This window comes from Curtobacterium sp. PhB172 (genome assembly GCF_003752545.1).
In the GTDB taxonomy this organism is placed as follows: Bacteria; Actinomycetota; Actinomycetes; order Actinomycetales; family Microbacteriaceae; genus Curtobacterium.
In genome coordinates, this window is sequence record NZ_RKIF01000011.1 from 71,762 (window position 1) to 97,586 (window position 25,825).

At 70.7% G+C, this 25,825-nt stretch carries 20 protein-coding genes; 9 read left to right on the forward strand and 11 right to left on the reverse strand.

The features are described from left to right. Position 1: 1 nt before the first annotated feature. On the reverse strand, positions 2-730 hold the full coding sequence (locus EDF42_RS16065; RefSeq protein ID WP_123341090.1) for a YcnI family protein: 729 nt from the start codon (positions 728-730) through the stop codon (positions 2-4). Positions 731-963: 233 nt separating this feature from the next. Between EDF42_RS16065 and clpX the strand changes: the two genes are divergently transcribed. Next, entirely contained in the window at positions 964-2,244 is a 1,281-nt protein-coding gene (gene clpX, locus EDF42_RS16070; protein ID WP_111084519.1) for an ATP-dependent Clp protease ATP-binding subunit ClpX, read from the forward strand. A gap of 224 nt (positions 2,245-2,468) precedes the next feature. On the opposite strand, the gene EDF42_RS16075 is transcribed toward clpX, so the two are convergent. Then, on the reverse strand, positions 2,469-4,493 hold the full coding sequence (locus EDF42_RS16075) for a M3 family metallopeptidase (protein WP_123673355.1): 2,025 nt from the start codon (positions 4,491-4,493) through the stop codon (positions 2,469-2,471). Between the two features lie 165 nt (positions 4,494-4,658). After that, positions 4,659-5,249, reverse strand: a complete 591-nt coding sequence (locus EDF42_RS16080) for a TetR/AcrR family transcriptional regulator (RefSeq protein WP_123673567.1) — start codon at positions 5,247-5,249, stop codon at positions 4,659-4,661. 122 nt (positions 5,250-5,371) lie between these two features. Here EDF42_RS16080 and EDF42_RS16085 point away from each other — a divergent pair, with 122 nt between their 5' ends. Beyond that, positions 5,372-6,208 carry an alpha/beta fold hydrolase gene (locus tag EDF42_RS16085; protein WP_123673357.1) on the forward strand — a complete coding sequence of 279 codons (837 nt, stop codon included), beginning with the start codon at positions 5,372-5,374 and terminating at the stop codon, positions 6,206-6,208. A 104-nt stretch (positions 6,209-6,312) separates the two neighbouring features. Here the strand turns inward: EDF42_RS16085 and EDF42_RS16090 are convergent, their stop codons facing one another. Continuing rightward, the gene (locus tag EDF42_RS16090) at positions 6,313-6,564 is read right to left on the reverse strand and encodes a hypothetical protein (RefSeq protein WP_123293970.1); all 252 of its coding nucleotides are present in this window, start codon (positions 6,562-6,564) and stop codon (positions 6,313-6,315) included. Positions 6,565-6,628: 64 nt separating this feature from the next. Then, the gene (gene valS / locus EDF42_RS16095) at positions 6,629-9,223 is read right to left on the reverse strand and encodes a valine--tRNA ligase (RefSeq protein WP_260235537.1); all 2,595 of its coding nucleotides are present in this window, start codon (positions 9,221-9,223) and stop codon (positions 6,629-6,631) included. Positions 9,224-9,489: 266 nt separating this feature from the next. Here valS and proP point away from each other — a divergent pair, with 266 nt between their 5' ends. After that, positions 9,490-11,076, forward strand: coding sequence for a glycine betaine/L-proline transporter ProP (gene proP, locus EDF42_RS16100; protein WP_260213541.1), 1,587 nt, complete (start codon positions 9,490-9,492; stop codon positions 11,074-11,076). A gap of 105 nt (positions 11,077-11,181) precedes the next feature. Here the strand turns inward: proP and EDF42_RS16105 are convergent, their stop codons facing one another. Genes EDF42_RS16105 through EDF42_RS16120 form a run of 4 tightly spaced genes read right to left on the reverse strand, consistent with a single transcriptional unit; the run spans position 11,182 to position 16,461 of the window. Beyond that, the gene (locus EDF42_RS16105; RefSeq protein ID WP_123673359.1) at positions 11,182-12,909 is read right to left on the reverse strand and encodes an ABC transporter ATP-binding protein; all 1,728 of its coding nucleotides are present in this window, start codon (positions 12,907-12,909) and stop codon (positions 11,182-11,184) included. Next, on the reverse strand, positions 12,906-13,802 hold the full coding sequence (locus EDF42_RS16110; protein ID WP_260235538.1) for an ABC transporter permease: 897 nt from the start codon (positions 13,800-13,802) through the stop codon (positions 12,906-12,908). The genes EDF42_RS16105 and EDF42_RS16110 overlap by 4 nt, the downstream gene beginning before the upstream one ends. Continuing rightward, entirely contained in the window at positions 13,799-14,836 is a 1,038-nt protein-coding gene (locus EDF42_RS16115; protein ID WP_260235539.1) for an ABC transporter permease, read from the reverse strand. Before EDF42_RS16115 ends, EDF42_RS16110 begins: the two co-directional genes overlap by 4 nt. 5 nt (positions 14,837-14,841) lie before the next feature. Continuing rightward, on the reverse strand, positions 14,842-16,461 hold the full coding sequence (locus EDF42_RS16120; protein WP_123673361.1) for an ABC transporter substrate-binding protein: 1,620 nt from the start codon (positions 16,459-16,461) through the stop codon (positions 14,842-14,844). 32 nt (positions 16,462-16,493) lie between these two features. On the opposite strand from EDF42_RS16120, the gene EDF42_RS16125 reads away from it, so the two are divergent. Beyond that, positions 16,494-17,093 (forward strand): TetR/AcrR family transcriptional regulator, encoded by a 600-nt coding sequence (locus EDF42_RS16125; RefSeq protein ID WP_123341084.1) that lies wholly within the window; start codon positions 16,494-16,496, stop codon positions 17,091-17,093. Positions 17,094-17,121: 28 nt separating this feature from the next. Here the strand turns inward: EDF42_RS16125 and EDF42_RS16130 are convergent, their stop codons facing one another. Continuing rightward, a complete protein-coding gene (locus EDF42_RS16130; RefSeq protein ID WP_111084526.1) occupies positions 17,122-18,156 on the reverse strand; it encodes a cation diffusion facilitator family transporter in 1,035 nt (344 codons plus the stop codon). Between the two features lie 244 nt (positions 18,157-18,400). On the opposite strand from EDF42_RS16130, the gene ileS reads away from it, so the two are divergent. The 5 genes from ileS to EDF42_RS16155 are packed head-to-tail and all read left to right on the forward strand — an operon-like array spanning position 18,401 to position 24,857. Next, positions 18,401-21,655: an isoleucine--tRNA ligase gene (ileS, locus tag EDF42_RS16135; protein ID WP_123673363.1), complete on the forward strand. Its 3,255-nt coding sequence runs from the start codon at positions 18,401-18,403 to the stop codon at positions 21,653-21,655. Beyond that, on the forward strand, positions 21,652-23,118 hold the full coding sequence (locus EDF42_RS16140) for a folylpolyglutamate synthase/dihydrofolate synthase family protein (protein ID WP_185003204.1): 1,467 nt from the start codon (positions 21,652-21,654) through the stop codon (positions 23,116-23,118). Before ileS ends, EDF42_RS16140 begins: the two co-directional genes overlap by 4 nt. Continuing rightward, positions 23,115-23,531, forward strand: coding sequence for a DUF4233 domain-containing protein (locus tag EDF42_RS16145; protein WP_123341082.1), 417 nt, complete (start codon positions 23,115-23,117; stop codon positions 23,529-23,531). Before EDF42_RS16140 ends, EDF42_RS16145 begins: the two co-directional genes overlap by 4 nt. Positions 23,532-23,569: 38 nt before the next feature. Then, on the forward strand, positions 23,570-23,989 hold the full coding sequence (ndk, locus tag EDF42_RS16150; protein WP_123673365.1) for a nucleoside-diphosphate kinase: 420 nt from the start codon (positions 23,570-23,572) through the stop codon (positions 23,987-23,989). Positions 23,990-24,008: 19 nt separating this feature from the next. Continuing rightward, positions 24,009-24,857, forward strand: a complete 849-nt coding sequence (locus tag EDF42_RS16155; RefSeq protein ID WP_123673367.1) for a thioredoxin domain-containing protein — start codon at positions 24,009-24,011, stop codon at positions 24,855-24,857. 72 nt (positions 24,858-24,929) lie between these two features. On the opposite strand, the gene EDF42_RS16160 is transcribed toward EDF42_RS16155, so the two are convergent. Next, positions 24,930-25,781 carry a thioredoxin domain-containing protein gene (locus EDF42_RS16160; protein ID WP_148067819.1) on the reverse strand — a complete coding sequence of 284 codons (852 nt, stop codon included), beginning with the start codon at positions 25,779-25,781 and terminating at the stop codon, positions 24,930-24,932. Positions 25,782-25,825: the final 44 nt, after the last annotated feature.

The following is a 25,825-nucleotide window of genomic DNA, read 5'->3' on the forward strand; positions in this document are numbered from 1 at the left end:
GTCACTTGGCGGAGCTCCGACGACGCGTGCCGGCGACGGCGACGACCAGCGCGACGGCGCCGAGGACCAGACCGCCCAGGCCGAGGAAGCGGCCGACCAGGTCGGGGTCCGCGGGGGTCGTCGAGCCGGCTGCGGCCTCGGCGGTCGGGGTGGTGGCGACCGGGTCACCGTCGTCGTCCGTGGCCTCGGCCGCGGTCAGCGTGATCGAGGGGGCCGGGTGCTCGGGCTCGGCCTCGCCGGCCTGCTGCTCCTGGTTCCACTCGACCGAGCCCTTCTCGCAGGTCTGGATCGCGGGGAACTCGACGAGGTCGCCGGCCTTGCCGTCCGGCAGCGAGAAGGAGAGGGCGAAGGTGTCGCGCTCGTCGGCGGGGAGCGGGGTCTTCGCGGTGTAGGTGATGCTCGTGACGCGCTCGGCGGCATCCTCGGCGTGCTCACCGTCGGCCGCGGCGGAAGGGCTCGTGTACGGCTCGGTCGCCTTCGTGATCTTCCAGTTCGGGTTCACGGTGGGGGTGACCTCGATGACGGACTCCGGCACCTGGAACTCGATCTTCGTGGTGGGGGAGCCGTCGCAGCCGTGCGGGACCGAGAAGGTCGCCGTGGTGTACGAGTTCGCGGCGGTCGAGGTGGCCGTCGCGGACACGTGCGCGCTGGCTGCGCCGGCGGTGCCGAGGACGATGACGGCCACGGCGCCGAGGGTGACGGCGCCGCCGGCGGCGAGACGCTTCTGCATGGGGATCCTTCGATGGTCGGGACGGTGTTTCTACAACTTGTAGAGAAGACTGGATCACGGTAGCAGGCCCGAACGCCCTGGGCGAACGCGCGCGCGAAATCCCGCGGCGCCGCACGGTCGGTGTCACCGGTTGCGGTTAGGCTCGTGTCCACGACGAGGTGCCCACCAGCAGCGGTGCACCAGCGGCCGGTGCGAGTGCGCGGGCCGGCACGTCCAACCAGGGAGGCACGGCAATGGCACGCATCGGAGAGAGCGGGGACCTCCTCAAGTGCTCCTTCTGCGGCAAGAGCCAGAAGCAGGTCCAGCAGTTGATCGCCGGTCCGGGTGTCTACATCTGCGACGAGTGCGTCGAGCTGTGCAACGAGATCATCGAGGAGCGTCTGGCAGAAGCCGGCGAGGACACCTCGAGCGGTGACTTCGAACTGCCGAAGCCGCGCGAGATCTTCGACTTCCTGCAGGAGTACGTCATCGGGCAGGACCCGGCGAAGCGCGCCCTCGCCGTGGCCGTCTACAACCACTACAAGCGCATCCGTGCGCAGGGGCAGATCACCGCTGCCGAAGACCGCGACGACATCGAGATCGCGAAGTCGAACATCCTGCTCATCGGCCCGACCGGCTGCGGCAAGACCTACCTCGCGCAGACCCTGGCGAAGCGCCTCAACGTGCCGTTCGCCGTCGCCGACGCCACCGCCCTGACCGAGGCGGGCTACGTCGGTGAAGACGTCGAGAACATCCTGCTCAAACTTATCCAGGCCGCCGACTACGACGTCAAGCGTGCCGAGACCGGCATCATCTACATCGACGAGGTCGACAAGATCGCCCGCAAGGCCGAGAACCCCTCGATCACGCGCGACGTCTCCGGCGAAGGCGTGCAGCAGGCACTGCTCAAGATCCTCGAGGGCACGGTCGCGTCGGTCCCGCCGCAGGGTGGTCGCAAGCACCCGCACCAGGAGTTCATCCAGATCGACACGACGAACGTCCTGTTCATCGTGGCCGGTGCGTTCGCCGGGCTCGAGGACATCGTGTCCTCGCGCGTCGGCAAGCGGGGGATCGGCTTCGGGGCGCCGCTGCACAGTGCGACCGACCATCAGGACCTGTACTCCGAGGTCCTGCCGGAAGACCTGCACAAGTTCGGTCTGATCCCCGAGTTCATCGGTCGTCTGCCCGTCGTCACCACGGTGTCGCAGCTCGACCAGGCCGCCCTCATGCAGATCCTGACCGAGCCGAAGAACGCGCTGATCAAGCAGTACCAGCGGATGTTCCAGATCGACGGCGTCGAGCTCGAGTTCGACCAGGGTGCGCTCGAGGCGATCGCCGACCTGGCCGTGCTGCGCCAGACCGGTGCCCGTGGCCTGCGCGCCATCCTCGAAGAGGTCCTCGGCCCGGTGATGTTCGACGTCCCGTCCGACGACGACGTCGCCCGCGTGGTGATCACCCGCGAGTCCGTGCTCGAGAACGCGGCGCCGACCATCGTGCCCCGGCCGCGGGCGAAGCGCGTCGAGAAGTCGGCGTAGCGCTCCGTTCGCTCCGAAGCCCCGCCACCGGATCGGTGCGGGGCTTCGTCGTGGTGTGGCGGTCGGCACGGCCCGCGGATCGACGTCTGGTTCTTCCCATGACGGCTGCGATGGAAGGTGAGATCGGGCGTACCTGGTCGGAAGTTCCGACCAGGTACGCCCGATCTGATGCTGTACGCCCGATCTGATGCGGTACGCCCGGAAGCGCGCGGTCCCCGCGCGCCCTACTCGAGCCCGCGGCGACGCAGCAGCGGCCCGACCTCGGCGTCACGGCCGCGGAAGTCGCGGTAGGCCTCGAGCGGGTCCTTCGAGCCCCCGACGCCCAGCAGTCGTTCCGCGAAGCGTCGACCGGCCGCGCGGTCCAGCCCGCCGTTGTCACGGAACCACTCGACCGTGTCGGCGTCGAGCACCTCGGACCAGATGTAGCCGTAGTACCCGGCGTCGTACCCGCCTGAGAACGTGTGCGCGAAGTACGTCGACGAGTACCGCGGGGGCACGGCCTCGACCGCGATGCCGGCGGCCTCCAACGCCGAGCGCTCGAAGTCCTCGACGGACGTCACCGCGGCGGCCTCTGCTGCGGAGAGCCGGTGCCAGGCCTGGTCGAGGAGCGCCGCGGCCAGGTACTCGGTCGTGCCGAAGCCCTCGTTGAAGCCCTCGGACTCGCTCAGGCCCAGGACGAGCTCCGGTGGCAGCGGGGCACCGGTCTCGTGGTGCTTCGCGTAGTTCGCCAGGACCGACGGCCACGACACCCACATCTCGTTCACCTGGCTCGGGAACTCGACGAAGTCGCGCTCGACGTTCGTGCCGGAGAACCGGGGGTAGGTGGTGCGGGCGATCAGGCCGTGCAGTGCGTGGCCGAACTCGTGGAAGAGCGTCTCGACCTCGTCCTGGATGAGCAGCGTCGGCGACCCGGGCGCCGGCTTCGCGACGTTGAGGTTGTTCACCACGACGGGCAGCGTGCCGAGCAGCTCGGACTGCTCGACCACGGGGTTCATCCACGCGCCGCCGCGCTTGCCGTCGCGCGTGTACAGGTCGAGCAGGTAGAGCCCGACCGGTTCGTCGTCCTCGCCGGTGACCTCGAAGACACGGACCTCGTCGTTGTAGCCGTGCAGGTCCGGGCGCTCGGTGAAGGTCAGGCCGTAGAGGGCACCCGCGGCGTGGAAGACACCGTCGTGCAGGACCCGGTCGGCCTCGAAGTACGGTCGGAGTGCCGAGCTGTCCGCGGCGAACTGCTCGCCACGCAGGATCTCGGTGGCGTAGGCCCAGTCCCACGACTCGATGTCGAACCCGACCGTGCGGGACCGGACGGCCCGATCGTCGTCGGCGTTCCGTGCCGCAGCGCCGACGAGCGACGACAGGAGCCCGTCGACGGCTTCCGGCGTCTTCGCGGTCTCATCGGCGGTGACGACGGCGGCGTGGTTCGGGAACCCGAGCAGTTCGGCGCGCTCGGCACGGAGCCGGACGATGCGCAGCAGGACCTCGCGGTTGTCGTACTGGTTGCCGCGGCGGCCGCGGGCGAGCGAGGCGCGCATGATCCGCTCGCGCAGGTCGCGGTTCGCGAGCGACGGCAGCCACGGGTGGCCGGTGTAGAGCGGCAGGGTGATGAGCCAGCCCTCGAGGCCGCGGTCCGCAGCGGACCCGGCAGCGGCGGACTTCGCGCCGTCGTCGAGCCCCTCGAGCTCGGCTTCGTCGGTCACGTGCACGGCGGAGTCGTTGGTGTCCTCGAGCAGGTTGCGCTCGAAGGTGGTCGTGAGCGTCGACAGCTCCTGGTTGATCGCGGTCAGGCGCTCCTTGCCCGCGTCGTCGAGCCCGGCGCCCGCCAGGGTCATCTCGGCGTGGGTGCGCTCGACCAGGCGGAGCGCTTCACCCTCGAGCCCGGCGGCTGCGGCGCCGTCGAGCACGGACTGCACGCGGGCGTAGAGCCGGGAGTCCAGCGTGATCGCGTCGCGGTGGGCGGCGAGGAGCGGCGAGACCTCGGCCTCGAGGTCGTGCAGCTCCGGCGTCGAGTCCGCCGACGACAGCGTGAAGAACACGTGGCTGACACGTGTCAGAAGCTGCCCGGAGCGCTCGAGGGCGATGAGGGTGTTCGCGACCGTCGGTGCGTGCGGATCGGTGGCGATGGCCTCGACCTCGGCGCGCTGCTCGGCCATGCCGGCCTCGAAGGCCGGTCGGTAGTGCTCGAGTCGCACGTCGCCGAAGGGCGGCAGGGCGTAGGGGAGGGTGCTCGGGACGTCGAACGGGGTTGCCATCTCCCCACCCTATTCACGGGAGGCCCGTGGCGGCCCCGCCCCGCGCCTCCCCTCCGCCCTGTGGTCGCGACCACCGCGACCGGACTGGAAGGACGTTTCGCGCGTACCAGGTCGAAAGAAGCGTCCTGCTACGCGCGAAACGTCCTCCGACGCTCGAAACGTCCCTCAGCGGGTCGCGGCGTCGATCAGCGTCGACGCGGCACGGCGGGCGTGCGCTGCAGGTTCCGTGGTGCCGGCGATGGCAGCAGTGGTCTGCGCGCCCTCGGCGAGCAGGGCGAGCTGTGCGGCGAGTTCCTCGGCACGGTCGGGATCGGTGACGACCTCGGCGGTGAGCTCCTGCACGAACCGTTGGAACGAGTCCTTGTGGTCGCGGGCGATCTCGGCGACCGCGGGCGAGGTCGCACCGAGCTCCCCGAAGGCGTTGATGAACCCGCAGCCGCGGAACGTGTCGTCGCCGAACCACGACTCGAGGAAGTCGTACACGGCGAGCAGCTTGTCGCGCGGGGTCGTGGCCGCCTCGACCGCGCCGTGCACGCCGCGCTCCCACAGGTCGTGCCGCCCGGACAGGACGGCCGCGATGAGCTGCTCCTTGCCGGGGAACGCCGCGTAGAGCTTCTTCAGGGAGACGCCTGCGCCGGTGCGGATCTCGTCCATGCCGACGGACTGGATGCCGCGCGCGTAGAACAGCTGGTCGGCGACGTCCACGATGTGTGCGCGGACGCCGGCGTCGACCGTGCTGATGGTGCTGGTTGCCATGACGTACCCCGTTCGCTGCGTGTTCACCGTTCCCGAGTTGCGCCGGGAACGATCGTTCTCTAGTGTAAGGCACATCGACGGAGAACGGACGTTCTCCGCGAGGCTCAGGGAAGGAAACGATCATGGGTGCCATCACTGTCGGAACCGAGAACAGCGTCGACATCGAACTCCACTACGAGGACAAGGGGACCGGTCAGCCGATCGTGCTGATCCACGGCTTCCCCCTCGACGGCAACTCGTGGGAGGGCCAGACCCCTGCCCTGCTCGAGGCCGGCTACCGCGTGATCACGTACGACCGCCGCGGCTTCGGGCAGTCCTCGCAGCCGAGCACCGGCTACGACTACGACACCTTCGCCGACGACCTGCACACCGTCCTCGAGACCCTCGACCTGCACGACGTGATCCTGGTCGGCTTCTCGATGGGCACCGGCGAGATCGCCCGCTACATCGGCCGCCACGGACAGGACCGGATCGCCAAGGTCGCGTTCCTCGCCTCGCTCGAGCCCTTCCTGGCCATCACCGACGACAACCCCGACGGTGCCGGCCCGATGTCGTTCTTCGAGGGCATCGCCGCCGACGTCGAGAAGGACCGGTACGCGTACTTCACGAACTTCTACCAGGACTTCTTCAACCTGTCGGAGAACCTCGGCTCGCGCATCTCGGAAGAGGCCGTCCGCAACGCCTGGAACATCGCCGCCGGCTCGGGTGCGATCGCGTCCGCCGCAGCACCGCTGACCTGGCCGACCGACTTCCGTCAGGACATCCCGAAGGTGACCGTCCCGGCGCTCATCGTGCACGGCACGGCGGACAACATCCTGCCGATCGACGCCACCGGTCGCCGCTTCACCAAGGCGCTGCCGGCCGCGAAGTACGTCGAGATCGAGGGCGCCCCGCACGGTCTGCTCACCACGCACACCGCCGAGGTGAACGAGGTCCTGCTCACCTGGCTCGCCGAGTAGGCGCGAGCGGCGGGCGTCTCGAAGCGCTCGCATCGTGAGCAGAAATGGTCGGGTTCCCACCGGGGACCCGACCATTTCTGCTCACCAAGCAACCTCGCCCCGCGCTAGTCCTCTTCCGCGGCGTCGTCGGGGTTCGTGACCTGCGCGTGCCCGGCATCGTCGAGGTGGATCGAGGTGCCGTCGTCGAGCTCGACGATCGGCTTGCCCTCGAGGAACGTGAGGGTCCAGCCCCACGTCCCCGTGTCGACCGACTCGGCCGCCAGCTCGTCCTCGACCCCGCGCACGGCGACGACCATCGCCTCGGGCAGTCGCGCAGGCGGCTCCCCACCCACGCTCCATCGTGTGCCCAACTGCATCCGTGCCTCCTGTCCGGTGGTGGACCGGCCGGATCGCCGAGGCGACCCGGCCGGACGACCGACGTTACGCCTGCTGTTCCGCCAGCTCGATCTCGGTGACGGCGAGCTCGTCGCCGTCGACGAACGACAGGTTCTCGATGCGGCCGACGGCCGCCAGGTCGACCGCCGCGCGCTCGATGAGCGCCCGCGTCTCGGCCGGCGCCGCGACGACGGCACGCGTGACGGGCGTCTTCTGGGACGCCTTCGCCGACGTCTTCGCCCCGCGGATCCCGATGAGCGCCTGTCCGACGGCCGCGAGCAGCCCGGTGGGGGCCGCGTCGGTGGGCAGGTCGGCAGCGGTCGGCCAGGAGGCCCGGTGCACGCTGGTCTCGTGGGTCCAGGCCCACACCTCTTCCGTCGCGTACGGGAGGAACGGCGCCAGCAGTCGGAGCAGCACGTCGATCGCGCCGCGCAGCGCCAGGACCGCGCTCGCCTGCGTCTCGTGCGTCGCGTCGGCCGCCGTGCCGTAGGCACGTTCCTTCACGAGCTCGAGGTAGTCGTCGCAGAAGGTCCAGAAGAACCGCTCCGTGATCTCGAGCGCGCGGGCGTGGTCGAACCCGTCGAACGCGGCGGTGGCCTGCTCGACGACCGCACCGAGCTCGGCGAGCATGTCGACGTCGAGTGCTTCGGTCACGCTCGTGGCGCCCTCTGGAAGCGGGAAGCCGTAGACGAACTTGGCGGCGTTCAGGACCTTGATCGCCAGGCGACGACCCACCTTGATCTGCTTCGGGTTCTGCGGGTCGAAGGCCGCATCGGTGCCGAGCTTCGACGAGGCCGCCCAGTAGCGGACCGCGTCGGCGCCGTGTTGCTCGAGGATCGACAGCGGCGTGACGACGTTGCCCTTCGACTTCGACATCTTCTTGCGGTCGGGGTCGACGATGAAGCCCGAGATGCTCGCGTGCTTCCACGGCACGGTGTCCGCTTCGAGCTGGCTCCGGAGCACCGTCGTGAAGAGCCACGTGCGGATGATGTCCTGCGCCTGCGGGCGGACGTCGTACGGGTACACCAGGTCGTACAGCGCCGGGTCGGTCTCCCACTTGCCCGCGAGCTGCGGGGTGAGCGACGAGGTGGCCCAGGTGTCCATGACGTCGAGCTCGCCCTGGAACCCGCCGGCGACGCCGCGCTGGTCCTCGGAGTAGCCGGGTGCCGGGTCGGACGACGGGTCGACGGGCAGCTGTGCCTCGGTCGGGACGATCGGCTGGTCGAACACCGGGTTGCCGTCAGCGTCGAGCGGGTACCAGACGGGGATCGGCACGCCGAAGAACCGCTGGCGCGAGATGAGCCAGTCGCCGGACAGGCCACCGACCCAGTTGTCGTAGCGGACGCGCATGAAGTCGGGGTGGAACGCGATCTCCTCGCCGCGGGCGCGGAGCGTCGTCTTCAGGGCGTCGTCGCGGGCACCGTTGACGATGTACCACTGGCGGGTCGAGACGATCTCGAGGGGCTTGTCGCCCTTCTCGAAGAACTTCACCGGGTGGTTGATCGTCTTGACGTCGCCGACGAGCTCGCCGGACTCGGTCAGGGCGTCCACGACGACCTTCTTCGCCGAGAACACGGTCTTGCCGGCCATCTCGGCGTAGAGCGCCTTGCCGGTCGCCGACTCGATCCACGCGGGCTCGTCGGAGCGCACGCGGCCGTCGAAGCCGAGGATCGCGCGGTTCGGCAGCTGCAGCTCGCGCCACCAGACCACGTCGGTGGTGTCGCCGAAGGTGCAGACCATCGCGATGCCGGCGCCCTTGTCCTTCTGCGCCAGGTGGTGTGCGAGCACCGGGACCTCGACGTCGAAGAGGGGGGAGCGGACCGTGGTGCCGAACAGGTCCTGGAACCGCTCGTCGTCCGGGTGCGCGACGAGGGCGACGCACGCCGGCAGCAGCTCGGGACGGGTCGTCTGGATCACGACGTCGTCGCCGCCGTCGGTGCGGTGGAAGGCGATGCCGTGGTACGCGCCGGGCATCTCCTTGTCCTCGAGCTCGGCCTGCGCGACCGCGGTACGGAACGTGACGTCCCACAGGGTCGGGGCGTCGGCCTGGTAGGCCTCGCCGCGCTCGAGGTTGCGGAGGAAGGCACGCTGGGCGCTGGCCCGCGAGGTGTCGTCGATGGTGCGGTACGACTGGGTCCAGTCCACGGACAGGCCGAGGGTGCGGAAGAGCTCCTCGAACTGCTGCTCGTCCTGCACGGTCAGCTGGTCGCACAGCGCGATGAAGTTGCGGCGCGAGATCGGCAGCTGGTCGGCGGCCTTCGACGACTTGCCGTCGCCGCCCTCGAACGGCGGCGTGAAGTCGGGGTCGTAGGGGAGCGTCGGGTCGCAGCGGACGCCGTAGTAGTTCTGCACGCGGCGCTCGGTCGGCAGGCCGTTGTCGTCCCAGCCCATCGGGTAGAAGACGTGCTTGCCCCGCATGCGCTCGAACCGCGCCTTGAGGTCGGTGTGCGTGTACGAGAAGACGTGCCCGATGTGCAGCGACCCGGAGGCGGTCGGCGGCGGGGTGTCGATCGAGTAGACGGCGTCGCGGTGGCCGGCGGCGTCACGGTCGAAGCGGTAGGTGCCGTCCTGCTCCCAGACCGGCCCCCAGGCCTGCTCGAGTCCGTCGACGCTGGGCTTCTCGGGCATGGGCTTGGTCATGGCTGCGCCTTCCGTGCGTGTGTGCGGCACCGAGTCCGTGATGAGGTGCCTGAGTGTCCCCGCTCGATGCGAGGTGCCCCAATCGTAGCGGGCAGGACCGACGCGGCTCACGACTGCCGGGAGCGGCGATTACCACACCGACCTGTCGGACACGCCGGAGACCTGGTAGTCTGTCGGAGTTTGTCCGGCGAGCGCGGGTTCGCAGGAACTGCACCGTTGCCGTCCGCCGGACGCCCGAAGGACGCACCGCACACCGGAGGAACGACTTGGCACCGAACGACGCACCCCACCCGCACGGCGATCGGCCGTTGCCGCACGGCGACCGACCGCTGCGCTCGAAGGGCGCTGCGAAGCGCGCTCGGCGCAAGCTGACGAAGGACGACGTCACCGTCGTCGAGGAGTCGCTGCTCAAGCGCGCCGTGGCGGCCGCCGCTCTCGGCAACGCGATGGAGTGGTTCGACTTCGGCATCTTCGCGTACCTGACCGTCACGATCTCGCAGGTCTTCCTGCCGCAGGGCGACCCGGCCGCGAACATCGTCGCGACCTTCGGGTTCTTCGCCGCGGCGTTCATCGTCCGACCGATCGGTGGCGCCGTCTTCGGTCCGATCGGCGACCGGATCGGCCGGCAGAAGGTCCTCGCGCTGACGATGATCCTGATGGCCGCCGGCACGCTGATGATCGGCCTGATCCCGTCGTACGACTCGATCGGCTTCTGGGCCCCGGTCCTGCTGCTCGTGGCCCGCTTCGTGCAGGGCTTCTCGACCGGCGGTGAGTACGGCGGCGCCGCGACCTTCATCGCCGAGTACTCGCCCGACAAGCGCCGTGGGTTCATGGGCTCGTGGCTCGAGTTCGGCACCCTGGCCGGCTACGTGCTCGGCGCGTCGATCGTCACCGGCCTGCAGTTCGGCCTGTCCGAGGACGCCCTGCTCAGCTGGGGCTGGCGCATCCCCTTCATCATCGCGGGCCCGCTCGGCCTGATCGGGCTGTACCTGCGCCTCAAGCTCGAGGAGACCCCGGCCTTCCAGAAGCAGCAGGAGCAGGCCGCCGAGCGCGAGGGGCAGAAGACCCCGTTCCTCAAGCTCTTCGCCGAGAACTGGCGCGCGCTCATCATCTGCATCGGCCTGGTCCTGGTCTTCAACGTGACCGACTACATGCTGCTGTCGTACATGCCGACCTACCTCGAGCAGAACCTCGGCCAGAACGCCACGTTCGGCCTCATCCTGATCGTCGTCGTGATGCTGCTCATGATGGTCGTCATCACGTTCGGTGGCCGGCTGTCCGACAAGTTCGGTCGTCGCCCGGTGCTCGCCGCCGGGTGCATCGGCTTCATCCTGCTGTCCTGGCCGGCCCTCAAGCTCGTCCAGACCGGCACGGGGGTCGGGGTCTTCTCCGGCCTGCTCATCCTCGGTGTCGTGCTCGTCACGTTCACCTCGACCATGCCGTCGACGTTGCCCGCGCTGTTCCCGACGATCATCCGCTACGGCGCGCTCGCGATCGCGTTCAACGTCTCGGTGTCGCTGTTCGGTGGCACGACCCCGCTCGCGACCTCGGCGCTCATCAACGCTGCGAAGGACGCCGGCTACGGCTGGGCCGAGGACATCCCGGCCTTCTACCTGATGCTGGCCGCCGTCATCGGGCTCGTCGCGGTGTACTTCACCAAGGAGACCGCATCCACCCCGCTCATGGGCTCCGGCCCGACGGTCGGTTCCGAGGACGAGGTCGCCGGCGTGATCGACGACTACAACGACCCGAACTCGGAGTTCGCGCAGTCCGACTGGGCGAAGGAGTTCGCGACGAGTGAGATCCCGATCATCTCGGGAGACACGCAGAAGAAGGAGTCCGCGGACTCCTGACGCAGGTCAGACCCGGCCAGGAGGCCCGGTGCACGTCCGCCACGGACGCGCGCCGGGCCTCCGGTCACGTCCAGGGCACGTGGCCCCCGGCCACGAGACTCGGCGTCAGCGACCGGCCTCGCGGCCTGCGGCCCGAGGCTGGTCGCCCTGCGCGAGACTCGGGCCAGCGGCGAGCCGCTCGGCGGCCTGCAGCAGGTGCGCGGTCACAGGGTGCGCCGGGCGCGCGAACACCGTCGCGGCGGGGCCGTGCTCGACGACCGCGCCCCGGTGCACGACCAGCACGTCGTCGGCCATCCGGCGCACGGCCCGCAGGTCGTGGGAGACGAACACCATCGCCGCGCCGGTGTCGTCGCGGAGCCGCTCGAGCAGGGTCAGCACGGCGTCCTGCACGGTGGCGTCGAGGGCGGTGACCGGCTCGTCGAGGACGATCACCTCGGGGTCGGTGGCGAGTGCCCGGGCGATCGCCAGGCGTTGTCGTTGCCCGCCGGAGAGGGTCAGCGGCGACCGCGGCCGGAGCGCCGGGTCGAGGTCCACCTGTCGCAGGGCTGCGTCCACCCGGGCGGCGAGGGGGCCACGGGCGCGGCGGTCGTCGCCCCGCGAGAACGCGTCGGCGAGGACCCGCTCGACCGACCACCGCTCGTCGAACGTGGCGCCGGGGTCCTGCACGACGGCCGCGACGCGGTGGCGTCGGGGTCGTCGGTCGTGTTCGGGGAGTGGTACCCAGGGCGCTCCGTCGAGCGAGACCGTGCCGGAGTCGGGCGTCTCGAGACCGAGGAGCATCCGCGCCAGGGTGGTCTTGCCCGACCCCGAGGCGCCGATCACCCCGAGCACCCGCCCAGGGTCGAGCCCGAACGACACGTCGTCGACGGCGCAGACGCCCTCGTAGTCGCGCGCGAGGCCCGCGGCGACGAGCACGCCCCTCGCACCGTGCGAGGTTGCGCGCTGGGTGCCGCGGTCGCCGATCGGCGCACGGTGCGTGGACGTGCGCTCGGTGCGAGGTTGCCCGCTCGGTGCGTCGTCAGAGGCCTGCACGGAGCCATCAACCTCGCACCGGTCGACCAGATCGGCACCGTGCGCAGCACGCACCAGGGCCTGCGTCGCGGCGTGCTGCGGATCCTGCAACACCGAGGCGACCGGGCCCTGCTCGACGATCCGGCCCTCGTGCATGACGGCCACCCGGTCGGCCCACCCCGCGACGAGCCCGAGGTCGTGCGTGATGACGAGCAGTCCCGCCCCACGCTGCTGCGCCGCCCGGAGCTGCTCCATCACGGTGACCGCGACCCCGGCGTCCAGTGCGGTCGTGGGCTCGTCGGCGACCACGAGCGCTGGCGACCCGATGGCGGCCGCCGCGATGAGGGCGCGCTGCCGCATCCCGCCAGACAGCGTGCCGGCGAGCCGACCGTCGGTCGCGATGTCCGGGTCGAGGCCCACTGCGCGCAGGGCATCGCGCACGGCGTCCACGCGCTCGGCCGCACCCATCTCGGTGTGCAGGCGGAGGCTGTCGGCGACCTCGCGCCCGACCGGACGCAGCGGGTCCAACGCGCCGAGGGCCTCCTGGCCGACGTAGCCGACCCGCGACCCGCGCACCTGACGCCACCGTCGGTCGGAGAACGCCCGGACGTCGAGGCCGGCGACGGTGAAGGCGTCGGCGCGGACGGCGGAGCCGGGTGCGGACAGGCCGAGCGCGGCGCGGGCGGTGACGGTCTTGCCGGAGCCGGACGCGCCGACCAGGGCGACGCACTCGCCGGCGTCGACCCGCAGGGCGACGTCGTGCACGATCGGCGTGCCCGCGATGGCGACGTGCAGCGCCTGGACCTCGAGGACGGTGGTCATCGGACGACTCCTGTTCGGCGGATCGCGCGACCGAGCACGGTGACGGCGGTCGCGAGCACCACGATGGCGAGCCCGGGGAAGGTGCTCATCCACGGTGCGGTCTGCAGGTAGGTCCGGCCGTCGGCGAGCATCGCGCCCCACTCCGGAGCCGGGGGCGGTGTGCCGACGCCGAGGTAGCTCAGCGCCGAGGCCCAGACGATCGCCTGACCGACGCCGAGCGTGGCGACCGCGACGACGGGCCAGAGTGCGGTCGGCAGGACGTGCCGGACCACGATGCGGACCGGGGAGCGGCCGAGCAGCACGGCGGTCTCGACGACCTGCGACGACCGTGCAGCGCGGACCAGACCACGGACGATGCGGGCGTAGCCGGGGGCGGTGGCGAAGCCGACGGCGAGCACGGCGGGCACCGGGCCCGGGCCGGTGACGGCGATGACCACCAGGGCGACGAGCAGCAGCGGCAGGGCGAAGGCGACCTCGGTGACGCGGCCGATCACGGCGTCGAGCAGTCGGCCGATGCGTCCGGCGCCGGCGCCCAGTCCGGCGACGACCCCGAGGACGACGCCGGTCCCGCCGCCGATCAGGGTCGCGGCGACACCGACGACGAGCGAGGCCCGCGTGCCGGCGACGACCCGGGCCAGGACGTCGCGTCCGGATTCATCGGTGCCGAACGGGTGGGCGCCGCTCGGTGCGAGCAGCGCCTCGGACGGGTGCACCGCGAGCGGGTCCGCGCCGCCGAGCAGCGCCGGCCCGGCGGCCCCCACGACGGCGAGCAGGACCACGGCACCCGCGACGGCTCCGGGGACGCCGAGGCCCCGTCGCCGGCGACGTGCTGCTGCCGGTCGTCCGTCGACCGGTTCACCGGCCAGGAGGCTCGGCTCGGCGATGCCGCTCACCGCGCCGCCGCCTCGGGGCCGGGTCCACGGCGTCGCGCGGCTCGCGGGGTGCCGGTGCGCGGGGCGCCGGTGCGCCGGCCTCCGGTGCGCCGGCCTCTGCTGCGCGGGTTACCGGTGCGCGGGTCGACGACGCGTTCGACGAGGTCGGCGACCGCGAGCACCACGACGTAGGCGGCAGCGGACACCAGCGCGATGCCGGCGACGAGCGGCATGTCCCGCTGCGTCACCGCGGTCACCAGGGCGCGACCGATGCCGGGCAGCGCGAACACGGACTCGACGACGACGGCGCCGGACACGAGGGACCCGAAGGCCCAGGCGGACAGGGCGATCCCGGGCAGCGCCGCGTGGCGGAGCAGGTGCCGGGCGAAGAGCCCGAGGCGGGTCTCACCACGGCCCCGCGCGGCGAGGGCGAAGGCGGACCGTTGCGCATCGACGACCCCGTCGCGGACGGTCTCGGCCAGGTACCCGGCGACCGGGACGGCCACCGTCAGCACCGGGAGCACCCAGCCGCGCACGGTTCCGTCGCTGACCGCGGGCACCCAGCCGAGGGCGCTCGCGAACACCACGATGAGCACGCTGCCGAGCCAGAAGTGCGGCATCACGCTCGCGGTGACGCTCAGCGCGCTCGTCAGCCCGGCCGCGAACCGACCGCGCTGCGTCGACCACCAGGCCGCGAGGATCGCCAGGACCCAGGCGACGACCAGGCCGGCCACCGCCAGGGTGAGCGTGACGGGCAGCTGCTGGCCGAGCAACGTCGCGACCGGGGTGCGGAAGGCGTACGAGTCACCGAGCTGCAGGGTGGCGAGGCGTCCGAGGAACACCGCGTACTGCACGAGCACCGGTTGGTCGAGGCCGTACTCGTGCCGGACCTGGGCGACGGCCTCGGCGGAGGCCTGCGAGCCCGGACCACCGAGGATCGCGAGTGCGGGGTCGCCGGGGATGAGCCGGATCGCGACGAACACGATCGTCGCGACGGCCCAGAGCACGCCGATCCCGCCCGCGAGCCGTCGGACGGCCCACCACACCCAGGGCATCCGCGTCAGCGGTCGATCCAGGCCGTGCCGAACCAGGGTGTGGACACCGAGGTCGTCTGGATGCCGTGCACGGCCGAGCGCACCAGGAAGTGGTTCTGCTGGTCGTAGAGGGGCAGCACGGTGTCGCTCGCCAGGATCGTCTTCTGCGCCTGCTCGTACAGGTCGGCGCGCTCGTCGGCGTCCGAGGTGCGGGCCGCCTGCTCGAGCAGGGTGTCGAGCGCGGGGTCGTCGAGCTGCGCGAGGTTCGCGAAGTACCCGGACGGTGCCGGCTCGATGCTCGCGCTGTCGTACAGGATCCGCAGGACGTCGGGGCCGACCTTCGTGTACGGGGCGCTGACCACGTCGTACTCGTTCGCAGCCAGCGCCGCGTACCAGCTGGAGAGGTCGAGTTCGTCGAGCACGACCTTGAACCCGACGGCCTTCTCGGACGCCTGGATCTGCTGGAACAGGCTGCGCTCGGCCGGCACCGACTGGTTCGTCGACACCGGGAACGTCACGGTGAGCTGCTGGCCGTCCTTGACGCGGATGCCGTCCGACCCGACCTTCCAGCCGGCGTCGTCGAGCAGCTGCTTCGCCTTCGTCGGGGAGTAGTCGAACCGGCTCTTCTCCGAGTACGCCAGCGGTTCGGCACTCGAGAGCACGGAGTACGAGCGCTTCGCGGTGCCGAGGAACAGCGACTGCAGGCCGGGGTCGATCTCGGCACCAGCGATGAACGCCTGCCGCACGGCCTCGTCACGGAACACGCCGTGGCCGGAGTTCAGCTCGAGGCGGTTCGAAGCACCGGGGCGCGGGGCGTCGAGGTCGCGGATGGCGCCCTTCGCCGACGCTGCCTTGAGCTGGTCGGGCTGCGCGTTGTCGATGACGTCGACCTGGCCGGACTGCAGCGCCGCGTAGCGCGACGTCGCGTCGGGCAGGAACCGCCACGTGATGCCGGACAGGCGCGGCTTCGTGGTGCCCCAGTAGTCGCTGTTCTTCGTCAGGGTGACGCGGTCGCCGTGCTTCCACCCGGTGACCTCGAACGGGCCGGTGCCGACGGGCGACTCGCAGTTCGTCGCCTGCTCGCGTTCGAGCGCCTTCGGGGACTCCATGCCGACCCACGGCTGCGAGAAGGACTCGAGCAGCGCGCTGTCCGGACGGCTCAGGGTGAGCGTCACGGTGTGGTCATCGGTGGCCGTGGCCTTCGTGATGGACTGCAGCGCGAGGTAGCCGGTGCTCGACGCGGTGGCCGGGTCCTGCACGTGCTCGATGTTCGCCACGACGGCGGCGGCGTCGAACGGGGTGCCGTCGGTGAAGGTGACGTCGTCGCGCAGTGTGAAGGTGAGGGTCTTGCCGTCGTCGCTCGTGGTCCACTTCGTCGCGAGCTCGGGGGTCGGCTCGCCGTCCTCGAGCCCGACGAGCTCCTCGATGTACTGCGTCGCCAGGAGCGCCTGCGGGTAGTTGCCGCCGACGTGCGGGTCGAGGCAGGTGGGCTCGGCGTCGCCGGAGGCGTACGTCAGGGTCCCGCCGGTGACCGGCTTGCTGTTCGTGGTACTGGTCCCCGCACCGCTGCAGCCCGCGAGGACGAGGACGACGGCGGTGGCGCTCGCGACGGCGGCGACGGTTTTCTGTACTGAGTCCAAGATCATGGCTGGACGAGTCTAGCGGTTTACTGGGGCCCATGGACGAACCGATCCGCCGCGGTGGCCGGCCCCGACGCTCGAGCGCCGAGGTCCTCGCGGACGCCGCTGCCGAGCTGTTCCTCGAGCAGGGGTACGCACGCACCACGGTCGACCAGATCGCCGTGCGTGCGGGGGTCAGTCGCGCGACGTTCTTCAACTACTTCACGGCGAAGTCGGACGTGATGTGGCTCGAGCTCGACGCCGCGGTCGCGGGGCTGCCCGGGTACCTGGCGGCCTCGACCGAACCCAGTGCGGTGCGTGCGGTGGAGCAGGCCCTGCTCGCCGCGGCCCGGGCCCACGACCCCGAGCGGGTGCCGTGGGCGGTCGCGCAGGCCGAGGTGATGGGCATCGGCTCCGAGCTCGTCGCCGGGGTCGCCGTCCGGGTGATGGCGCAGCACGGGGCCGTCGCGGCCTTCGTGGCCGGGCGCACGGGGGACCAGCCGGGGGCGCTCTGGCCGCAGACGGTCTCTGGCGCTGTGCTCGGGGCGGCGGCGGCGGCGTTCGGGGTGTGGGTCGCCGACGGGGTGGCTCGTCGGCCGCTCGTCGAGTACGTCGCGGCGGCGCTGACCCCGGTGGTCGCCGGCCTCGACGCCCGCTGACGCCGTCGTCTCGCGCGCGCGACCTCCGTCAGTCGGTGCGCAGCGTCCCGGCGCCGCCGGCGGCCACGTCCGAGGCTGTCCCGTCGCGCACGACCTCGGGCACCTCGTCGCTCGTCGGCCGCAGCGAGGCGTCGCCCGGGTAGCTCAGCGTCAGCACGGCCTCCTCGATGTAGGGGCTGTCCTCGAGCGACTTCTCGACGTCGCGCAACCGCACCGCGACGTGCTCCTCGTTCTCGTTGCCCGTCAGGTCGACGGCCGCGACGAGGTACACCCGCGACGGTCCGACGAACTCCAGGTGCAGGTAGGTGACGCGCTCGATCTGCGAGCGGCCGAGCAGCTCGACGAGCACGGCGTTCTCGAGCTCGGGCGACGTGCTCTCGCCGAGCAGGAAGCGGCGGTTGCGGTCGATGAGGATGATCGCCACGACCCCGAGCAGCACGCCGATCGCGATGGAACCGATCGCGTCGAAGATCGCCAGGCCGGTGATCTGGTGCAGGAACACCCCGAGGAAGGCGACGACGAGGCCGATGAGCGCAGCGGCGTCCTCGGCGAACACGGCCCGCAGCGTCGGGTTCGAGGACTGCAGCACGTGGCGCAGCACCGGCACCTTGCGCTTCGTCGCCGCTCCGTGCGCCTGGCGGTAGGCCTGCAGGAAGCTCGTGCCCTCGAGGCAGAACGACAGCGCGAGCACGATGTAGTTGAGCAGGACGTCCTCGGCCGGACCCGTCTCGCCGAGCTCGGAGATGCCGTGGTAGATCGACACGATGGCGCCGGCGGTGAACAGCCCGAACGCGGCGAACATCGACCAGATGTAGGTCTCGCGGCCGTACCCGAGCGGGTGTGCGGTGTCACGCTTCCGCGCGCCCCGTCGTTCGGCGACGAGCAGGAAGATCTCGTTCCCGGTGTCCGCCCACGAGTGCGCTGCCTCGGCCACCATCGAGGCCGAACCCGAGATGAGCGACGCGATGGTCTTCGCGATCGCGACGAGCAGGTTCGCGCCGAAGGCGATGATGACGGTGAGGGAGGACTCCGGGCGTTCGCCGGAGGCAGAGTCGTCGGGCATCCCTCCAGCATGCTCCCGTCCGCTAAACTCGTGTCACACGAGCGTCGATCCGGCCATCACCGGGGAGCTCCCGGAAGAACGCGGTCCGCGCGAGCGGCTCGTCAGTAGAACCGGGCGGACCGGGCCGCACCGAACCCGAACACGAGCGGTCGTGACGTGCGGACAGCACGGCGTGGCAAGCGAGGTGGTACCGCGGAGCGTGCTCCGTCCTCGTGGAGATCGAGCGAACCCACAAGGAGTCCCGGTGCCGTACCCGTTGAACGCCGATGCCGATGGCGTCGTCCCCTCGCCGTCCTTCCCCGCCGTCGAGCGGGGGATCCTCGCCTTCTGGAAGGGCGACGGCACGTTCCAGGCGTCCATCGACCAGCGCCAGGGCTGCGACGAGTGGACCTTCTACGACGGCCCGCCGTTCGCGAACGGCCTGCCGCACTACGGTCACCTGCTGACCGGGTACGCGAAGGACGTCTTCCCGCGCTACCAGACCATGCGCGGCAAGCAGGTGCACCGCCGCTTCGGCTGGGACACCCACGGGCTGCCCGCCGAGCTCGAGGCGATGCGCCAGCTCGGCATCACCGAGAAGCACGAGATCGACGAGATGGGCGTCGACGTGTTCAACGCCGCCGCCAAGAAGTCCGTGCTGCAGTACACCGACGAGTGGCAGCAGTACGTCACCCGCCAGGCGCGCTGGGTCGACTTCGAGGACGACTACAAGACGCTCGACACCACGTTCATGGAGAGCGTGCTGTGGGCGTGGAAGCAGCTCTGGGACAAGGGCCTGGCGTACGAGGGCTTCCGGGTCCTGCCGTACTGCTGGAACGACCAGACGCCGCTGTCGAACCACGAGCTGCGCATGGACGACGACGTCTACAAGATGCGCCAGGACCAGTCCGTCACGGTGTCGTTCCCGCTGCAGGGTGCGCGCGCCGAGTCGCTCGGGCTGGCCGGCGTGCGTGCGCTCGCCTGGACGACGACCCCCTGGACCCTGCCCACGAACGCCGCGCTGGCCGTCGGGCCTGCGGTCTCGTACATGGTGCTCCCTGCGGGGCCGGGAGGCGCGGCTGACGGCGCCGACGCCGGTTCCGTCCACTACCTGCTGGCTTCGGACACCGTGGCCGCCTACGCGAAGGACCTCGGCTACGAGACGGCCGAGGACGCCGCTGCCGCGGTCGTCCGCACCCTGGCGGGTGCGGAGCTCGACGGCGTCGAGTACGAGCGCCTGTTCGACTTCCTCGCCGATGCCGAGGGCATGGAGCACGCCTGGCGCATCCTGGTCGCCGACTACGTCGAGACCGGCGAGGGCACCGGCATCGTGCACCAGGCCCCTGCCTACGGTGCCGACGACCAGGTGGTCTGTGCTGCCGCCGGCATCCCCGTGGTGCTCTCCCTCGACGAGGGCGGGGTCTTCACCTCGCAGTTCGGCGAGGTCGCCGGCATGCTCTGGTCCGACGCGAACAAGCCGCTGACCAAGGCCGTCCGCGACGCCGGTCGCCTGCTCCGCCAGGCGTCCTACGAGCACAGCTACCCGCACTGCTGGCGGTGCCGGAAGCCCCTCATCTACAAGGCCGTGTCGTCGTGGTTCGTGCGGGTCACCGACTTCCGCGACCGCATGGGCGAGCTCAACCAGGACATCAACTGGGTGCCGGAGAACGTCAAGGACGGCCAGTTCGGCAAGTGGGTCGGCAACGCCATCGACTGGTCGGTGTCGCGCAACCGTTACTTCGGCACGCCGATCCCGGTGTGGCAGTCCGACGACCCCGAGTACCCGCGCACCGACGTGTACGGCTCGCTCGAGGACATCGAGCGCGACTTCGGCCGTCTGCCGGTGAACGCCGACGGCGAGGTCGACCTGCACCGCCCGTTCATCGACGACCTGACCCGCCCGAACCCCGACGACCCCACGGGGAACTCGACGATGCGCCGGATCACCGACGTGTTCGACGTCTGGTTCGACTCCGGGTCGATGCCGTACGCCCAGGTGCACTACCCGTTCGAGAACCGGGAGTGGTTCGAGTCGCACAACCCGGCCGACTTCATCGTCGAGTACATCGGGCAGACCCGCGGCTGGTTCTACGTCATGCACGTGCTGTCCACCGCGCTGTTCGACCGACCGGCCTTCAAGAACGTCATCAGCCACGGCATCGTCCTCGGCTCGGACGGTCAGAAGATGTCGAAGTCGCTGCGGAACTACCCGGACGTCTCCGAGGTGTTCGACCGCGACGGCGCCGACGCCATGCGCTGGTTCCTGATGTCCTCGTCGGTGATCCGCGGCGGCAACCTCGTCGTCACCGAAGAGGGCATCCGCCAGGGCGTCCGTGAGTTCATGCTCCCGCTGTGGTCGACGTACTACTTCTTCACCCTCTACGCGAACGCCTCCGGGCCGGACGGGTACCAGGCCCAGCGCCGGACCGACTCGAACGACGTGCTCGACCGCTACCTGCTCGCGAAGACCCGGGTGCTCGTGTCCGACGTGCAGCAGCACCTCGACGCGCTCGACACCCCGCTCGCGGCCCAGGCCGTCCGCGACTTCGCCGACGTGCTGACGAACTGGTACGTCCGCCGGTCGCGCGACAAGTTCTGGACCGGGGCCGACGGCGCGGCAGGGGACGACGCCCGTGCGGCGTTCGACACCCTGTACACGGTGCTCGAGACCCTGACGCGCGTCGCGGCCCCGCTCGCCCCCCTCGTCACCGAGGAGATCTGGAAGGGCCTGACCGGTGGTCGGAGCGTGCACCTGACGGACTTCCCCGACGCGGCCGAGTTCCCCGCGGACGACGCCCTCGTCGCGGCGATGGACCGCGTGCGCGACGTCGCCTCGAAGGGCCTCGCGCTCCGCAAGGCGACCGGCAAGCGCGTCCGGCTGCCGCTCGCCACGCTCACCCTCGTGGTGCCGGACCCGGCGGCGGTCGAACCGTTCGCCGACATCCTGCGCGACGAGCTGAACGTCAAGCGGGTCGTGCTCGAGGCCCAGGCCGAGGAGTCCCTGGCGCAGTACGGCATCGAGCGGAAGCTCACAGTCAACGCCCGCGTCGCCGGCCCGCGCATCGGCAAGGCCGTGCAGCAGGTGATCCCGGCCGCGAAGAAGGGCGACTGGACCGCGACCGAGTCCGGCGTGACCGTCGGCGGTGTCGACCTGGTCGAGGGCGAGTACACGCTCGACCTCACCGTCGCCGACCCGTCGGTCGCCGTGGCGTTCCTCGACGAGGGCGGCTTCGTGGTGCTCGACACCGTGACCACGCCCGAGCTCGAGGCCGAGGGGCTCGCCCGCGACGTCGTCCGTGCCGTCCAGCAGGCCCGACGCGACGCCGACCTGGACGTCAGCGACCGCATCGTCCTGACCCTCGGGGTCGACGAGGCCGCCGACGCGTCGGTGCGCACCCACCAGCAGCTCATCGCCGGGGAGACCCTGGCGACGAGCGTCGAGATCGTGCCCCTCGGGGCAGGCGCCACCACCGATGTCGGTGACGGCGCGAAGGTGACCGTGGAGGTGTCACGCGCATGAGCGACGACGACCAGTACGACGAGCACGACCAGCACGACCAGCACGACGAGGACGGCATCCGGATCCCGGTGGGGCCGTCCGGTGACGCTCCGGTCGAGGCCGTGCCGTACGGCGGTGACGACGACGAGGTCAAGCGCGTCGAGGCCGCCCTGTACGCCCGGATCGGTGAGCAGTCGCCCGAGCACCGCCTGACCGCGACCCGTCGCGCCGTCGAGCTGCTCGGCGACCCGCACCTGGCGTACCCGGTGATCCACATCACCGGCACGAACGGCAAGACGTCCACCGCGCGCACGACCGAGAGCATCGTCCGCGCCCACGGTCTGCGCACCGGCCTGATGACGAGCCCGCACCTGGTGTCGATCCGGGAGCGCATCGTCATCGACGGGCAGCCGATCGAGCCGAGCCGGCTCGTCGAGAACTGGGACGACATCGCCCCGGTCCTCGAACTGACCGACCAGGAGCTCACCGCCAAGGGCGAGCTCCCGCTCACCTTCTTCGAGGCACTGACCGTCCTGGCCCTGGCGTGCTTCGCCGAGGCGCCGGTCGACGTCGCCGTGATCGAGGTCGGCATGGGCGGCGAGTGGGACTCCACCAACGTCGTGCAGAGCCAGGTCGCGGTGTTCACGCCGATCGCCATCGACCACGCGAAGCAGCTCGGCAGCACCGTTGCGGAGATCGCGCGGACCAAGTCCGGGATCATCAAGCCGTCGTCCGCCGTGGTGTCGAGCGAGCAGGTCCCCGAGGCCCTCGTCGAACTCGAGCGTGCCGCCGAGCTCACCGAGTCGACCCTCGCGGTCGAGGGCACCGGTTTCAGCGTCGTCGACGTCACGCCGGCGGTGGGCGGTCAGCTCATCACCGTGCAGGGGATCGCCGGCCGCTACGACGACCTGTTCCTGCCGCTGTTCGGGCGGCACCAGGCGCACAACGCGGCCGTCGCGATCGCCGCGGTCGAGTCGTTCCTCGGTCGGGGCACCCAGGCGCTCGACGAGGACGTCCTGTCCGAGGGCCTCGCCGGTGCCACCAGCCCGGGTCGCCTCCAGCCGATCGCCACCGACCCGACCGTCGTGGTCGACGCGGCGCACAACCCGCACGGTGCCAAGGCCCTGGCCGAGGCCCTGCCGGTGGCCTTCCCGTCCGAGCACGTCGTCGGCGTCGTCGGGATCCTCGGCGACAAGGACGCCCGCGGGTTCGTCCGCGCGCTGAAGGGCACCGTCGAGACCTTCGTCGTCACGCAGCCCCCGGGGGAGCGTGCCCTCGACGCGGACGCCTTCGCGAAGGTCGTCGTGGACGAGGTCGGCGCGGACCGTGTCGTCGTCGAACCGTCGCTCGCCGCCGCGCTCCAGCAGGCACGCGACCTGGCGGACGAGGCGGACGCCGAGGACGCCCTCGTGCTCGTCGCGGGCTCCATCGTGATGGTGGGTGCGGTCATGGACCTGGTCCACCGGGAAGGCGAGACGAAGTGACGAACGCACCACGGGCCTCCCGGCCAGGGCGCGCACCGCGCACCCGGAAGCCGCGACGCGACCGCGGGGCGCAGGAGAGCCTGCTGTCGATCGCGCTCGTGCTCGAGGCGATCATGTTCTTCTTCCCGATGCTCGTCGTGTTCGGCAAGGGGACCCTGCCGCCGGCCCTGGCGTTCGGCGGCGGCATCGGTGCGATGGTCGTGCTGGCGCTGGCCTCACGCCTGACCGGCAACCCCGCCGGTGTAGGGTTCGGGTGGCTGCTGCAGGCGGCCATCCTCGCCACCGGGTTCATCGAACCGTTCATGTTCGCGGTCGCCGTGGTGTTCCTGGCGCTGTGGGTCTTCTGCTTCGTCAAGGGCGGTCAGCTCGACCGCCAGAACGCTGCGCGCCGGGCCGCCATGGGCGAGGACTGACCACCCCTCCGATCCCGCGAACACACTAGGAGTACTGCGTGTCCGACCTCGAAGAGACCCTCGTCCTCGTCAAGCCCGACGGCGTCGCCCGCCAGCTCACCGGTGAGATCCTCCGCCGCATCGAGTCGAAGGGCTACGAGATCATCGACCTGAAGATGCTCACCGCGCCGCGCGACCTGTTGGACGCGCACTACGAGGAGCACCAGGGCAAGCCGTTCTTCGAGCCGCTCGTCGAGTTCATGCAGTCCGGTCCGGTCGTCGCCGTGCGCGTCGCCGGCAACGGCGTGATCGCCGGCTTCCGGTCGCTCGCCGGCACCACCGACCCCACCAGCGCCGCGCCCGGCACCATCCGCGGCGACCTCGGTCGCGACTGGGGCCTCAAGGTGCAGCAGAACCTGGTGCACGGGTCGGACAGCACCGAGTCGTCGGCGCGCGAGCTCGCGCTCTGGTTCGCCTGAGACGCCGGGGGAACGACTCGTGACGAACAACGACCGACCCACCAAGAACGAGCGTCGCCAGCACGCGCGTGAGGTCTCGCGCCAGCGCGCCGATGCCGAGAAGCGTCGCAAGCGCCGCAACAAGTGGTTCCTGCAGGGCGGTATCGGCCTGGGCATCATCGCGATCGCCGCGATCATCACGCTCGTCGTGGTGAACGTGAACAACGCACCCGCCGTGTCCGCTGCCGGGCCGAAGAACATGGCCACCGGCGCGATCCAGTTCACCGGCGAGGGCGGCGAGGTCACCCCGGTGACCACCAAGGCCGTCACCGCGAAGGGCACCCCGTCGGCAGTCCCGACGTCGAACACCGACGGTGCGGTCGCGGTCACCGAGTACGTCGACTGGGCCTGCCCGGTCTGCAAGCAGTTCGAGGCCGCCTACGCCGACCAGATCCTGGACAAGGTGAAGTCCGGCGACGCGACGCTGGCCATCCAGCCGGTGTCGATCCTCGACCGCAGCTACCAGAGCTCGCGCTACGCCAGCCGGGCCGCGAACGCCGCGATGTGCGTCGCGAACTACGCGCCGGACAAGTTCCTGGACGTCCAGACGCAGTTCTTCGACAACCAGCCCACCGAGGGCACCTCCGGCCTGACGAACGCCGAGATCGCGAAGCTCGTGAAAGCCGGCGGCGCGACCGGGTCGAACGTCTCCGAGTGCCTGTCGACCGAGCAGTTCAAGGGCTGGGTGACGAAGTCCACCAAGCTCGTCACCGCGGACGAGGCACTGCAGGGCACGCAGGGCTTCGGCACGCCGACCGTGGTCGTCAACGGCAAGCGCCTCGACGACCTCAGCACGGTCATCACCGCGATCGACGCCGCGGCGAAGTAGCACCACCCGCACGAGCGAAGGCCCCCGCTTCCATCCGGAAGCGGGGGCCTTCGTCGTCGCGCTGCCTCGTGCCTACGCGGCGCCGCCGTTCTGCTCGACGAAGGACGCGAAGGCGTCGGTGTCGGTCAGGGAGCCGGTGAACTGCTTGCCGTTGACGATGATGGTCGGGGTGCTCGTCACCTTGTCGAGCGACGAGTTCGGGATCGGGTCGTTCATCACCCGGTTCGTGGCGTCGGCGACCCACCCGGCGAAGTGCTGCCCGGTGATGCACGAGGCGACCTTGCTGTTCGTCGCGCCGGCGTCCTTCGCCAGGGAAGCGAGCTCGTCGTTCGTCAGGCCCTTGGTGCTCTCGGACGGCTGGTTCTCGTAGAGCGACGTGTTGTACGCCAGGAACGCATCCGGGTCGTAGTCTGCGACGCAGGCGGCCGCGGCGGCGGAGCGCGTGGAGTACTTCGACCCGAGCGACACCCGGTCGAGCAGGTTGAACGGGTGCAGTTCGAGCGTCGCAGAGCCGGCCTTCACCCACTGTTCGACCTGGTCCATCTGCGCCGTCTCGAACTGGTTGCAGTACGGGCACATGTAGTCCGAGTACACGGTGATGTTCGCCACCGAGTCGTCCTGCTTCGTCGCCGTCGGGGTCCCGCCGTCGGGCGTGGCCTTCGTCTCGACGGGCACGATCTCGCCGCTCTGGCCGGTGAACAGGATGCCGTCGCTCGCCATGTTGCGCGGTCCGGGCCCAGCGGGTTGCACCGAGTTCGCGATCACCAGGACGACCACGGCGACGACCGCCAGGCTGCCGACGATGATGCCGCTGATCCCGAGCGTCTTGTTGCGGCGACGTCGCGCCTGTTCCTGCACCCGGGCTTCGCGAGCGCGCTCTCGGGCGGCGTCACGACGGACCTTCTTGCTCTCGTTCTCGCTCATCGAGATCGAGCGTAGGTGCTGCACAGAGGTCGATCGGGCGTCCT